At 75.7% G+C, this 12527-nt stretch carries 13 protein-coding genes; 6 read left to right on the forward strand and 7 right to left on the reverse strand.

Annotation, left to right across the window (positions count from 1 at the left end; genetic code table 11):
• Positions 1 to 22: 22 nt before the first annotated feature.
• Together ACI796_RS17115 and ACI796_RS17120 are read right to left on the reverse strand one after the other, a co-directional pair.
• Positions 23 to 181, reverse strand: coding sequence for an MFS transporter small subunit (locus ACI796_RS17115; protein WP_456942425.1), 159 nt, complete (start codon positions 179 to 181; stop codon positions 23 to 25).
• Positions 178 to 1593 carry an OFA family MFS transporter gene (locus ACI796_RS17120; protein WP_456942426.1) on the reverse strand — a complete coding sequence of 472 codons (1416 nt, stop codon included), beginning with the start codon at positions 1591 to 1593 and terminating at the stop codon, positions 178 to 180. The genes ACI796_RS17115 and ACI796_RS17120 overlap by 4 nt, the downstream gene beginning before the upstream one ends.
• Positions 1594 to 1725: 132 nt before the next feature.
• Here ACI796_RS17120 and ACI796_RS17125 point away from each other — a divergent pair, with 132 nt between their 5' ends.
• Both ACI796_RS17125 and ACI796_RS17130 read left to right on the forward strand, forming a co-directional pair.
• Entirely contained in the window at positions 1726 to 2817 is a 1092-nt protein-coding gene (locus ACI796_RS17125; protein WP_456942427.1) for an S-(hydroxymethyl)mycothiol dehydrogenase, read from the forward strand.
• Positions 2814 to 3422 (forward strand): MBL fold metallo-hydrolase, encoded by a 609-nt coding sequence (locus ACI796_RS17130; RefSeq protein WP_456942428.1) that lies wholly within the window; start codon positions 2814 to 2816, stop codon positions 3420 to 3422. The genes ACI796_RS17125 and ACI796_RS17130 overlap by 4 nt, the downstream gene beginning before the upstream one ends.
• A gap of 19 nt (positions 3423 to 3441) precedes the next feature.
• Here ACI796_RS17130 and ACI796_RS17135 read toward each other — a convergent pair whose 3' ends face one another.
• On the reverse strand, positions 3442 to 3786 hold the full coding sequence (locus ACI796_RS17135; RefSeq protein WP_456942429.1) for a hypothetical protein: 345 nt from the start codon (positions 3784 to 3786) through the stop codon (positions 3442 to 3444).
• A gap of 159 nt (positions 3787 to 3945) precedes the next feature.
• On the opposite strand from ACI796_RS17135, the gene purF reads away from it, so the two are divergent.
• Both purF and purM read left to right on the forward strand, forming a co-directional pair.
• Entirely contained in the window at positions 3946 to 5529 is a 1584-nt protein-coding gene (gene purF, locus ACI796_RS17140) for an amidophosphoribosyltransferase (protein ID WP_456942430.1), read from the forward strand.
• Positions 5526 to 6605 (forward strand): phosphoribosylformylglycinamidine cyclo-ligase, encoded by a 1080-nt coding sequence (gene purM, locus ACI796_RS17145; RefSeq protein WP_456942431.1) that lies wholly within the window; start codon positions 5526 to 5528, stop codon positions 6603 to 6605. Before purF ends, purM begins: the two co-directional genes overlap by 4 nt.
• Before the next feature lie 72 nt (positions 6606 to 6677).
• Here the strand turns inward: purM and ACI796_RS17150 are convergent, their stop codons facing one another.
• Positions 6678 to 6899 carry a DUF3073 domain-containing protein gene (locus ACI796_RS17150; RefSeq protein ID WP_456942432.1) on the reverse strand — a complete coding sequence of 74 codons (222 nt, stop codon included), beginning with the start codon at positions 6897 to 6899 and terminating at the stop codon, positions 6678 to 6680.
• Positions 6900 to 7086: 187 nt separating this feature from the next.
• On the reverse strand, positions 7087 to 8151 hold the full coding sequence (locus ACI796_RS17155; RefSeq protein ID WP_456942433.1) for a Glu/Leu/Phe/Val family dehydrogenase: 1065 nt from the start codon (positions 8149 to 8151) through the stop codon (positions 7087 to 7089).
• 266 nt (positions 8152 to 8417) lie between these two features.
• Between ACI796_RS17155 and ACI796_RS17160 the strand changes: the two genes are divergently transcribed.
• Complete coding sequence (locus ACI796_RS17160) at positions 8418 to 9719, forward strand: M23 family metallopeptidase (RefSeq protein ID WP_456942434.1); 1302 nt, start codon at positions 8418 to 8420, stop codon at positions 9717 to 9719.
• Here ACI796_RS17160 and ACI796_RS17165 read toward each other — a convergent pair.
• Positions 9706 to 10629, reverse strand: coding sequence for a LysR family transcriptional regulator (locus ACI796_RS17165; protein WP_456942435.1), 924 nt, complete (start codon positions 10627 to 10629; stop codon positions 9706 to 9708). The genes ACI796_RS17160 and ACI796_RS17165 overlap by 14 nt on opposite strands.
• 92 nt (positions 10630 to 10721) lie before the next feature.
• Between ACI796_RS17165 and ACI796_RS17170 the strand changes: the two genes are divergently transcribed.
• Complete coding sequence (locus ACI796_RS17170; RefSeq protein WP_456942436.1) at positions 10722 to 11879, forward strand: MFS transporter; 1158 nt, start codon at positions 10722 to 10724, stop codon at positions 11877 to 11879.
• 62 nt (positions 11880 to 11941) lie between these two features.
• Here ACI796_RS17170 and ACI796_RS17175 read toward each other — a convergent pair whose 3' ends face one another.
• Positions 11942 to 12475: a hypothetical protein gene (locus ACI796_RS17175; RefSeq protein ID WP_456942437.1), complete on the reverse strand. Its 534-nt coding sequence runs from the start codon at positions 12473 to 12475 to the stop codon at positions 11942 to 11944.
• Between the last annotated feature and the right edge of the window lie 52 nt (positions 12476 to 12527).

Here is a 12527-nt window from a genome sequence, read left to right on the forward strand (position 1 = left end):
GGCTCCCCACCCGGACGGGGCGTCAGCCGGTGAAGAGGGTCAGCGCGGTCTTGACCGTCTGGTACAGGCCGTAGGCCAGCGGGACGCCGACCAGCGTCCACGCGAACGCGATCAGCCCGGTGGGCGTGTGCACGGGCTGCTGCCCGTCGGGGGAGGTCTGCTGCGACAGCGGCGTGCTCATCGGGCGGCGCTCCGTTCCGGGGTCGAGGGGGCGGCCGGGGCGGCCTCGCGGTGCGGCTCGTGCCACTTGCCGGCCACCGGCCGCACCAGCAGGTTCGCGACGAACCCGACGGCGAGCAGGCCGACCATGATGAACAGCGCCGGCCGGTAGTTGGCCGCCACGAGGCTGCCCGGCTCGCCCTGGGTGTCGAGGACGCTGTTGACGATCAACGGACCGGCCACGCCGGCCGCCGACCACGCGGTGAGCAGCCGGCCGTGGATGGCGCCCACCTGGTAGGTGCCGAACAGGTCGCGCAGGTAGGCCGGGATGGTCGCGAACCCGCCGCCGTAGAACGAGATGATCACCGCGGCGAGCAGGACGAACACCCAGGTGGCGCTGCTGCCGATGGTGGCCAGCGCGACGTACAGGACCAGGCCGACGCCGAGGTACACCATGTAGATCGGCTTGCGGCCGATGAAGTCCGACGTCGAGGACCACACGAACCGGCCGGCCATGTTGAACAGCGACAGGACGCCGACGAAGCCGGCGGCCGCGGTGGCGGCGACCGTCGAGGTGTCCCCGCTGCGGAAGAAGTCCTGGATCATCGGCGCGGCCTGCTCGAGGATGCCGATGCCCGCGGTGACGTTGCAGAACAGCACGGTCCACAGCAGCCAGAACTGCGGCGTCTTGACGGCGTTGGCGGCCGAGACGCTCTCCGTGGTGACCAGCGCCTTCTGCTTGACCGAGGCCGGGTCGAAGCCGGCCGGCCTCCAGCCCTCGGCCGGCACCCGGACGATGAAGGCGCCGAACATCATGAAGACCAGGTAGACCGCGGCGAAGGTGAAGAACAGCGCCGCGACGGCGCCGCCGTTGGGCACCGTGCCGGCGGTGCCGTCGTAGCCCGGGTCGTACCAGCTCATCAGCTGCCGGGACAGCGGCGAGGCGATGAGCGCACCGCCGCCGAAGCCCATGATCGCCATTCCGGTGGCCAGGCCCGGCCGGTCGGGGAACCACTTGATCAGCGTGGAGACCGGCGAGATGTAGCCGATGCCCAGCCCGATGCCGCCGATGACGCCGTAGCCGAGGTAGAGCAGCCACAGCTGCCGGGTCTCGATGCCCAGGCCGCCGACGAGGAAGCCGGTGACCCAGAAGCACGCCGACACGAACATCGCCGCGCGCGGGCCGTTGCGGTCCACCCAGGTGCCGAACAGGGCGGCCGAGAGGCCCAGCATCACGATCGCGATGGAGAAGACGACGCCGATCGCCGTCTGGGAGGTGCCGAAGTCCTCGACCAGCGCGGTCTTGTAGACGCTGGTGGCGTAGGCCTGCCCGATGCACAGGTGCACCGCCAGGGCCGCCGGCGGGATCAGCCAGCGGTTGAAGCCGGGACGGGCGACGATGCGCTCACGGCGCAGGAAGCCGGGTAGCGCCACGGGGGACCTCCAGGGGACGGCAGACTGTGGGGAACGCTACGGCCGGGTTCGGGAACCTGCCCGTCGGGACGGGGTTCCCGGCCAGCGGGAGCAGCGGGCGCGGACCCCCCGGGCCGCCCATAGGCTCCCGGCATGGCCTACGAGGTGAGGGGCGTCGTCGCCCGCGGCAAGGGAGAACCGGTCAGCGTCGAGACGGTCCTGGTGCCCGATCCGGGGCCGGGCGAGGCGGTGGTCGACGTCGCGGCCTGCGGGGTGTGCGCCACCGACCTGCACTACCGCCAGGGCAACATCAACGACGACTTCCCGTTCCTCCTCGGCCACGAGGCCGCCGGCACCGTCGCCGCGGTCGGCGAGGGCGTGACCGACGTGGCCGTCGGCGACTTCGTCGTCCTCAACTGGCGGGCGGTGTGCGGGCAGTGCCGCGCCTGCCTCAAGGGCCAGCTGCAGTACTGCTTCAACACCCACAACGCCACGCAGAAGATGACCCTCGAGGACGGCACGGAGCTGTCCCCGGCGCTGGGCATCGGCGCGTTCGTGGAGAAGACGCTGGTCGCCTCCGGCCAGTGCACCAAGGTCGACCCCGAGGCGCCGGCCACCGCCGCCGGCCTGATCGGCTGCGGCGTGATGGCCGGCGTGGGCGCGGCGATCAACACCGGCGCGGTGCAGCGTGGGGAGTCCGTCGCCGTGTTCGGCTGCGGCGGCGTCGGGAACGCCGCGATCGCCGGGGCGGAGCTGGCCGGCGCGACGACGATCGTCGCCGTCGACGTCGACGACCGGAAGCTCGAGTGGGCGAGGCAGTTCGGCGCCACCCACACGGTCAACTCGCGGGAGAGCGACGCCGTCGAGGCGATCAAGGGGTTCACCGGCGGGTTCGGCGTCGACGTCGCGATCGACGCCGTCGGCCGCCCGGAGGTGTTCGAGCAGGCCTTCTACGCCCGTGACCTGGCCGGCCGGGTCGTGCTGGTCGGCGTCCCGACCCCGGACATGCAGCTCACCCTGCCGATGATCGAGCTGTTCGGCCGCGGCGGGGCGCTGAAGTCCTCCTGGTACGGCGACTGCCTGCCCAGCCGCGACTTCCCGATGCTGGTCGACCTCTACCGGCAGGGCCGCTTCCCGCTGGAGGACTTCGTCAGCGAGACCGTCGGCATCGACGACGTCGAGGCCGCCTTCGAGAAGATGCGCTCCGGCGACGTGCTGCGCTCGGTCGTGGTGTTGGAGAAGTGACCGCCCGCATCGACAAGGCCGTCGTCTCCGGGGTGTTCAGCCTCGACGGGCAGGACTTCGACGTCGACAACAACGTCTGGCTCGTCGGCGACGACGACGAGGTGCTGGTGGTCGACGCGCCGCACCGCGCCGAGCCGATCGTCGAGGCGATCGGCGGGCGGAGGGTCACCGCGATCGTGCTCACCCACGGGCACAACGACCACATCACCGCCGCGGTCGACCTGCGCGAGGCCACCGGCGCGCCGGTCTGGTTCCACCCCGCCGACCGGATGCTGTGGGAGATGGTCCACCAGAGCGCCGAGCCCGACGAGGCGCTGGCCGAGGGCACCCGGTTCCGGGTGGCCGGCACGTCGCTGACCGCGCTGCACACCCCGGGTCACTCGCCGGGCAGCACCTGCCTGCACGCGCCGGACCTGGCCGCCGTCTTCACCGGCGACACGCTGTTCCACGGCGGCCCGGGCGCCACCGGCCGCAGCTTCAGCGACCACCCGACGATCGTGCGGTCCATCCGCAGCAAGCTGCTGACCCTGCACGGCGACACGGTGGTGCACACCGGCCACGGCGAGGACACCCGCATCTCCGCCGAGATCGGCACCGTCCGGTAGGACGGCGCCGACCCCGACGTCACGCCGGGCCGGCGTCGTCCCCGGCCGTGGTCCCGTCGGTGCGGGGCTCCGCGGCCGGGGCCTCCGGCGTGCCCGACCGCTCCAGGCGCTGGCGGATCGCCGCGACGTTGAGCGCCAGGTCCTCCAGCGCCTCGACGGCGCGGGTGGCGAGCGCGAACGTGAGGTTCTCCCGCCGCTCCTCGGCGCTGGGCCCGTGGTGGCGCTGCCGCGTGTCGCGGTCGGTCGCCCGCCGCCACGGGTCGTCGTCCTCGCCCTCGGCGCCGCGCGACGGGTCGAACAGCCCGCGCAGCATGCGCTGGGCCATCTCGAGGAAGTCGTTGGGGTCGGGCCGGTCGCTGCTCATGTCGGCTCCTCTCAGGTGGACCGTCCGTCAACGCGCCGGACCCCGGCCGGGGTTCCGCACGCCCGTGACGCACGCGGACCTGCGCGGGTCCGCGGCCGGGTGGTCACGATCACGGCTCGGACAGGAGGTACCCACGGGGGCGCCGGTACTCTCGTCGGTGTGCCTCGCGGTGACGGACGGCTGACGCACGACCTCGACCCCCACGCTCCCGGCCCCCAGGACGCCTGCGGCGTCTTCGGTGTCTGGGCCCCGGGGGAGGAGGTCGCGAAGCTGACCTACTTCGGCCTGTACGCCCTCCAGCACCGCGGTCAGGAGGCGGCGGGCATCGCGGTCTCCGACGGTGCCTCGGTGGTCGTCTACAAGGACCTCGGCCTGGTCAGCCAGGTGTTCGACGAGTCCACCCTGGGCAGCCTGCGCGGCCACCTCGCCGTCGGGCACACCCGCTACTCCACCACCGGCGCGTCCACCTGGGAGAACGCCCAGCCGACGTTCCGCACCACCGACGCCGGCACCGGCCTGGCGCTGTGCCACAACGGCAACCTGGTCAACACCGCGGAGCTCGCGAGCCGGGCCGCCGACGCCGGCGTCCCCGGCGCCTTCACCGCCAGCACCGACTCCGACCTCGTCACCTCGCTCATCGCCGCCCGCCCCGACATGAGCATCGAGGCCGCGGCCATGGAGGTGCTCCCGCAGCTGCGCGGCGCGTTCAGCCTCACCTTCATGGACGAGGACACCCTGTACGCCGCCCGCGACCCGCAGGGCGTGCGCCCGCTGGTCCTCGGCCGGCTGGAGCGCGGCTGGGTGGTGGCCAGCGAGACCGCGGCCCTCGACATCGTCGGCGCCTCCGTGGTCCGCGAGGTCGAGCCCGGCGAGCTGCTGGCCATCGACGAGAACGGCCTGCGCAGCCAGCACTTCGCCCCGGCCGAGCCCAAGGGCTGCGTCTTCGAGTACGTCTACCTCGCCCGGCCCGACACCACGATCGGCGGCCGCAGCGTGCACGCCGCCCGCGTCGAGATCGGCCGCCGGCTGGCCAAGGAGCAGCCCGCCGACGCCGACCTGGTGATCCCGGTCCCGGAGTCCGGCACGCCGGCCGCGGTCGGGTACGCCGAGGCGAGCGGCATCCCCTACGGGCTCGGGCTGGTCAAGAACTCCTACGTCGGCCGCACGTTCATCCAGCCGTCGCAGACCATCCGGCAGCTCGGCATCCGGCTCAAGCTCAACCCGCTGCGTGACGTCATCCGCGGCAAGCGGCTGGTCGTCGTCGACGACTCGATCGTGCGCGGCAACACCCAGCGCGCGCTGATCCGCATGCTGCGCGAGGCCGGCGCGGTCGAGGTGCACGTGCGCATCTCCAGCCCGCCGGTGAAGTGGCCGTGCTTCTACGGCATCGACTTCGCCAGCCGCGCCGAGCTGATCGCCAACGGCCTCGACGTCGACGGCGTGCGCGCCTCCATCAACGCCGACTCCCTCGGCTACGTCTCCGAGCAGGGCCTGATCGCGGCCACCGAGCAGCCGGTCAACCGGCTGTGCACCGCCTGCTTCACCGGCCGGTACCCGATCCCGCTCGGCGAGTCCGGGGTGCTCGGCAAGCACGTCCTCGAGGGCGGTCTCCCCGCCGGCGTGGCCCGCACGCCGATGCCGCGCGTCGACGACGGCGAGCGCGCGGTCACCGGCTGGACCGGCCAGCGGGCCGGCAGCCCCGCCCTGCCCGGTGGTGCCGACGACGCCCTGCGCCGTCCGTGAGCCCGACGTCCGGGGGGCAGGCGTCCGGGGACAGTGGCTTCACCTACGCGGCGTCCGGCGTCGACATCGACGCCGGTGAGCGGGCCGTCGACCTCATGCGGACGGCGGTCGAGCGGACCCGCCGGCCCGAAGTGGTCGGCGGCCTGGGCGGCTTCGCCGGGCTGTTCGCGCTCGACACCACGCGCTACCGGCGCCCGCTGATCGCCTCGTCCACCGACGGCGTCGGCACCAAGATCGCCCTCGCGCGGCAGCTGGACCGGCACGACACCGTGGGCATCGACCTCGTCGCCATGGTCGTCGACGACCTGGTGGCCTGCGGCGCCGAGCCGCTGTTCCTCCAGGACTACGTCGCCTGCGGGAAGGTCGTCCCCGAGAGGATCGCCGCGATCGTCACCGGCATCGCGGCCGGGTGCGCGCAGGCCGGGGCCTCGCTGGTCGGCGGGGAGACCGCCGAGCACGGCGACCTCATGGCCGCCGACGAGTACGACCTGGCCGCCACCGCGGTCGGCGTCGTCGAGGCCGACGCGGTGCTCGGGCCCGAGCGGGTCCGCGACGGCGACGTCGTCGTCGCGATGGCCTCGAGCGGGTTCCACTCCAACGGCTACTCCCTGGTGCGCCGCGTGGTGTCCGCCGCCGGGCTGGACCTCGCCGCCACCCCGGCCGGGCTGGACCGGCCGCTGGGCGACGTGCTGCTCGAGCCCACGCGGATCTACGCCCTCGACTGCCTGGCGCTGGTGGCCGGGCTCGGCGTCGACGGCGTGCACGCGTTCGCGCACGTCACCGGCGGCGGGCTCGCCGGCAACACCGCGCGGGTGGTGCCCGACGGGCTGGAGGCGGTGCTCGACCGCGGCACCTGGGCGCTGCCGGCCGTGGTGTCCCTGCTCGAGGAGCACGGCGTGCCGCGCGAGGAGTCCGAGCGGGCGTTCAACTGCGGCGTCGGCATGGTCGCCGTCGTCGCGGCCGACGAGGCCGAGCGGGCGGTGGGCCTGCTGACCGGCCGCGGGGTGCCGGCCTGGGTGGCGGGCACCGTCGGCACCGGCGGGACCGGCGTCCGGCTGGTGGGGTCCTACCGCTGACCACGGCACACACCGCCGCCCCGCGGGGGACGGCGGTGTGTCGTGTCGATCAGACCGGCGGGGAGCCGACCCTCAGCGACTGGCTGCCCAGTCGTCCTCGGAGTCGTCGTCCGCCCACCGGTCGGTGTACTCGTCGTCGTCCTCGTCGTCGTCCTTGGCGGCACGCGACGCGGTGTACGGAGACGGAGAACCGGCCAGCTCGCGCTGTAGCGCGGAGAGGTCGGTGTTGGGTGAGCTGTACTTGAGCTCACGGGCCACGCGTGTCTGCTTGGCCTTCGCTCGGCCGCGCCCCATCGGCTCGACCCCCTCGTGACGGAGAACGGGAGTCCAGCTCACGGGCTGGACGGCCCGCGTGGCGACCCCGACTGAGTGACTGTGTCTTGACCCAGCCTACGACACGGACGAGGCGCGGGCACGGGTCCTCCCCCGCGGTCCCCCGACCGGGGCGTGGTCCGCGCCACGCCGCGGCCGAGGGCGCAGGTCAGCGGGGCAGCCGGATGGTCGCCAGCCGCCCGACCGAGGCGATCCGCTGCTCGGCCAGCCGGTCGGCGGCGACGGCGGGGGAGACGCCCTCGGTCGCGGCGGTCTCGAACACCCGCAGCGCGACGTCGAAGATGCCGGCCGCCTTGGCCTCGGCACGGGCGAAGGAGAAGCCGTGCCGCTCGTCCTCGACCTGGATGACCCCGCCGGCGTTCACCAGGTAGTCGGGGGCGTAGAGGATGCCGCGCGCGGTCAGCTGGTCCGGGATGCCCTCGTGCGCGAGCTGGTTGTTCGCGCCGCCGCACACCACCTCGGCCTGCAGGGCTGCGACCGTCGCGTCGTCGAGCGCGCCGCCGAGGGCGCAGGGCGCGTAGACGTCGGCCGGGCAGCGCACCAGGGTCGCGGTGTCGGCGACCGCCTCCACGCCGGGGTGCCGGGCGAGGACCCGCTGCACCGCGGCGGGGTCGACGTCGGTGACGAGGACGTCGGCGCCGTCGGCCACCAGCCGGTCGACCAGCCAGCCGCCCACCTTGCCGACGCCGGCGACGGCGACGGTGCGCCCGGACAGCGTCGGCTCGCCCCAGCGGTGCTGGGCGGCGGCGCGCATGCCCTGGAAGACGCCGAAGGCGGTGAGCACCGAGGAGTCCCCGCACCCGCCGTAGACCTCGGAGCGGCCGTGGGCGAAGCGGGTCTCCCGGCCCACGAGGTCGAGGTCGGCGTTGGTCGTGCCGACGTCGCACGCGGTCAGGTACCGGCCGCCGAGGGCCTCGACGAACCGGCCGTAGGCGCGCAGCAGCGCCTCGGTCTTGTCGGTCCGCGGATCCCCGATGACGACGGCCTTGCCCCCGCCGAGGTCGAGGCCGGCCAGGCTGTTCTTGTAGGTCATCGCCCGCGCCAGGCGCAGCGCGTCGGCGACCGCCTCGTCCTCGGTGGCGTAGGGGTGGAAGCGGGTGCCGCCGAGCGCGGGACCCAGCGCCGTCGAGTGGACGGCGATCACCGCCCTCAGGCCCGAGGCCGGGTCGGAGCAGAAGACCACCTGTTCAGCACCGGAGCCGAAGACGTCCACGACCGCCGAGCCTAGAACGTGCGGAAGTGCCGTCCGTCACCCCCGAGGGGTCTCAAGTCCCGCGCCCCGGGTGTCGACAAGTGGTGTGACGGATGTCGATGACTGTGTCGTGCGGTCACGGTGTGACATCCGTGCCGCGTGTTGCCACTGTGGCGCGTGTCCGCCGGACGACGCTGACGCCGCGACCCCGCACCACCTCCTCTTCCCCAAGGAGTGCCCGAATGCCGCAGTGCCGTCCCGCCCGGACCGGCCGTCGCCGTGGAGGCGTGCGCACCGCCCTGGTCGGCCTGCTCTCCTGCGTGGTGCTCCTCGGCACCGCCGGGCCCGCGTCGGCCGTGCCGCCGCCGCCGGTGAACCCGAGCGACGGCGAGATCGCCGACGCGCAGGCCGCCCAGGACGCCGCCGCCGCGGAGGTGGGCCGCCTGGCCGCCGAGGTGGCCGCGGCCGAGAGCGAGCTGGAGCGGCTCGGCGTGCAGGCCGAGGCCGCCGGCACCGCCTTCCTCGCCGCCGAGGAGGCCCTCGTCCAGGCCCAGGCGGCCGCCGCGCAGGCCGCCGCCGACCTGCAGGCCGCGACCGACGACGTCGACGCCGCGATCGGCCGCATCGCGGGGTTCGCCCGCGACAGCTACGTCAACGACCCCACCCTGGCCACCGCGTCCGCGCTGCTGGACTCCGCCGGCCCCGGCGAGCTCGTCCAGCGGGCCGCGCTGCTGGAGTACGTCGCCGACACCCAGGTCGACGTGCTCGAGGAGTTCGAGGTGGCCCGGGTCCGGCAGGCCAACGCCGAGTCCGCCGCGCGGGCCACCCGGGACGCGGCCGCGGCCGCCGAGCAGCAGGCCGCCGACGCCAAGGCGGCCGCCGACGCCCAGGTGGCCGCGCAGCAGGACGCCGTCGCCGCGGCCGAGGCGAACAAGGCCGCGCTGGACCAGCAGCTGCAGGCGGCGCAGATCCACCTGCTCGAGCTGCAGGGCGCCCGCGACGCCTACCAGGAGTGGCAGCGGCAGAAGGCCGAGGAGGAGGCCGCCGCGGCTGCGGCCGCCGCCCGCGCCGCCGAGGAGGCCGCCGCGGCTGCGGCCGCCGCCCGCGCCGCGGCGTCGAGCGCCGCGGCGTCGAGCACCGCGTCGTCGGGGACGGCGACGGCCGCCGCCTCCGAGGTCAGCGGGTCCGGCTACGTGAAGCCGACCTCGGGCCGGACGTCGAGCTGCTTCGGCTCCCGCTGGGGCGTGCTGCACGGCGGCGTCGACATCGCCGCCCCGATCGGGACGCCGATCTACGCCGCCACCTCCGGCGTCGTGGTCCGGCACGGCCCGGCGACCGGCTTCGGCCTGGCGATCTACGTCCGCGGCGACGACGGCGCGGTCACCGTGTACGGCCACGTCAACGCCGAGTACGTCGGCACCGGGGAGCGCGTCGTCGCGGGCGACCTGATCGCCGAGGTCGGCAACCGCGGCCAGTCCACCGGCCCGCACCTGCACTTCGAGGTCCACCCCTCGGGCGCCCTCTACGGCGGCCAGGTCGACCCGGTGCCGTGGCTGCGCGCCCGCGGGGTGTCGATCAGCGGCTGCTGAGCCGGGCGCGCCGGGCCGCGCCGATCCGCTGCAGCGCCGCCAGCGCGGCGGCGGTCGCCGGGGGGCGCGGCCCCGGCAGCACCGCCGCCTGCACCCGGCGGGAACCGGGCTCGTCGGCCAGCGGGCGCAGCACCAGGTCGTGCCCGCCGACGACCACGGTGAGCTCGTGGGTCAGCGCGACGCCGCGGCCGGCCGCCACGAGCGCCTGGGTCTCCACCGGCTCGTCCCCGTGGCCGGCCAGCAGCAGCGGGGGCGTCACCCCGGCGCGGGCGAGCACCGCGTCCAGCCGGCGGGCGGCCGAGCCGTCGTGCGGGCGGATCCAGGTGTCCGCGGCCAGGTCGCGCACCCGCACCGCGGCGGCGCCGGCCAGGCGGTGGCCGGCCGGCAGCGCGACGCGCAGCGGGTCGTCGAACAGCGGGTGCAGCTCGACGTCGTCGGCGGGAGGGGCGGGCTCCAGGTCGGGCTCGAAGACGAGGGCGAGGTCGAGCCCGCCGCGGCGCAGCCGGGCCAGGGCGGCGGCGCGGTCGACCAGCTCGTCGACGACGACGAGGCCGGGATGGCGCTCGCCGAGCGCCGCGGCCAGCTCGGCGGACAGGTGCACGAGGGCGGAGAAGAAGGAGCCCAGCCGCACGGTGCCGCGGGCCAGGCCGGCCAGCTCGCGCACCTCCCGCTCGGCCCGCTCCAGGCCCGCGAGCAGCGTCTCCGCGTGGGCGAGCAGCAGGCGGCCGGCCTCGGTGGGCCGCACGCCCTGCTGCGTGCGGTGGACCAGCAGCGTGCCGAGCTGCCGCTCCAGCAGGCTCACCTGCCGGGAGACCGCGGGCTGGGTGAGGTGCAGCGCGGCCGCCGCCGCGGTGAACGAGCCGTGCGTGAGGACGGCGCGCAGCGTCGCGAGCCTCGTCGTGTCCAGCACGGCCCGCAGTGTCCCCGCCCCATGACCGCGTGTCAGGACCGTCCCAGCCGATCCTGATGGATGGTCATGGCCGCGGCGGGGATGCCTCCCGGGTGACCGCCGAGCACCCCGTCCCGGTCCCGGCCCTGACGGCGGCCCGGGTCCTCTTCCTCCTCACCGGCCTGCTCGCGGCGAGCTGGGCCGGGCGGGTCCCGGCGGTGCAGGAGCGGCTGGACCTGTCGCCGGGCGGCGTGGCGGTCGCGGTCCTCGGCATCGAGGGCGGGGCGCTGCTCGGCCTGCCGCTGGGCGGCGCGCTGGTCACCCGCCTCGGCAGCCGCGGCGGGGCGGCGCTCGGCCTGGCCGGCTACGCGCCGCTGCTGTCCGTCGCGGCGGCGGCGCCGTCGTTGCCCTGGCTGGCGGCCGCGCTGGCCGGCTGGGCCGCGGCCAACAGCGTCGTCGACGTCGCGCTCAACGCCCAGGGCGTGGAGCTGGAGCGGCGGTGCGGGCGCCCGCTGCTGTCCGGCCTGCACGCCGCCCAGGGGCTCGGGCTGCTGCTCGGTGCGCTCGGGGCGACGGCGGCCGCCGCCGCCGATCTCCCGCTCGGCGTGCACCTCGGCGCGGCCACCGCGGCCGGCCTCCTCGCAGGCGGGCCCGCGACGCGGCTGCTGGTGCGCGGGCCCCGGGCGCCCGCGCGCCCGCGCCCCGCCGGGTCCCGCCGGGGCCTGCTCGGCCTGGGTGCGGTGGCCTCGTGCGCGTTCCTGGTCGACGCCTCGGCCACCCAGTGGGTCGCCGTCCACCTGCGGACCGACCACGGCGCCGGGCCGGGGCTGGCCGCCGCGGGCCTGCTGGCCGTCACCGCCGCGCTGGTCGTGGGCCGGCTGCCCGGGGACCGGCTGCTCCTGCGGTACTGCCGCGCCACCGTCGTCCGGGGCTGCGGGCTGGCCGTCGCGGCCGGGGCGGGGCTGGCGGTGCTGGCGCCCACCGCGGGGTGGGCGCTCGCCGGCTGGGCGCTGGTCGGGCTGGCCGTGGCCCCGCTGGCGCCGGTCGTGCTCGGCGCCGCTCCGGACGCGCCGCGCCGTCGGAGCGCCGGGATCCCGGCCCCGGTGGCGATCGCCACGGTCACCACCGTCGGCTACCTCGGCTCGGCCACCGGTCCGCCCGCCGTCGGCGCGCTCGCCGAGGGCGTCGGGCTGTCCGCGGCGCTGCTGCTCGTCGTGCTCGCCGGCCTGGCCGCCGCGGTGCTCGCCGGGACCGTCCCCGCCCGCCGCTGACCGGGCCGGACACCACGACGGCCCGCCCCCGGGCGGGGAGCGGGCCGTGTCGTGTCCGGGGACTAGCTCGTGGGGGCGGCGGCGCCGCAGTTCTCCTCGCCGAACCGGGCCACGTTGGTGGCCTCCGGGCCCTGCGCGACGGTCACGAACTGCTGGGCGGCGGTCTGGAGCTGGGCCTGCCCGTCGGGGGTGGAGAGGTCGACGGAGTTGGCGGTGTCGGAGAAGGCCTGCACGGCGTCGCCCACGACCTGCCAGTCGTTCGCGATCTCGGCCGGCGGCTGCACGGAGTCGAACGCGGCGGCCGCCTGCTGCAGCAGGCCGGGCAGCTGCTCGGTCGTCGCGGCGGAGAGCTGGTTGCCGAGCTCCTCGTACTGCGCGGCCTGCTCGCAGAACGCCGCGACGGCGGGGTCGTCGCCGCCCGCGGAGGACGAGCTGCCCGAGCCGCCGCTGGAGTCGGCGGAGCTGGAGGTGCTCGCGGCGGTGGACTCGGCGGTCTCCTCGCTGCCCGACCCGTCGGCCCCGCCGCAGGCGGTGAGCACGACGGCCGCGGCCGCGGCGACGACGGCGGAGCGGGACGGGGACGCGATCGATCGCATGCCCGGAGGCTAACGGCCGGGCGGGCGGTGCGCGTCCGGGCGCGGCTACCGT

The organism is Geodermatophilus sp. SYSU D00525, assembly GCF_054050475.1.

Bases quoted from the DNA above. Each gene is read 5' to 3' on its own strand.
- ACI796_RS17115 (WP_456942425.1), bottom strand. From the start codon at position 181: ATGAGCACGCCGCTGTCGCAGCAGACCTCCCCCGACGGGCAGCAGCCC.
- ACI796_RS17125 (WP_456942427.1), top strand. From the start codon at position 1,726: ATGGCCTACGAGGTGAGGGGCGTCGTCGCCCGCGGCAAGGGAGAACCG.
- ACI796_RS17135 (WP_456942429.1), bottom strand. From the start codon at position 3,786: ATGAGCAGCGACCGGCCCGACCCCAACGACTTCCTCGAGATGGCCCAG.
- ACI796_RS17150 (WP_456942432.1), bottom strand. From the start codon at position 6,899: ATGGGGCGCGGCCGAGCGAAGGCCAAGCAGACACGCGTGGCCCGTGAG.
- ACI796_RS17175 (WP_456942437.1), bottom strand. From the start codon at position 12,475: ATGCGATCGATCGCGTCCCCGTCCCGCTCCGCCGTCGTCGCCGCGGCC.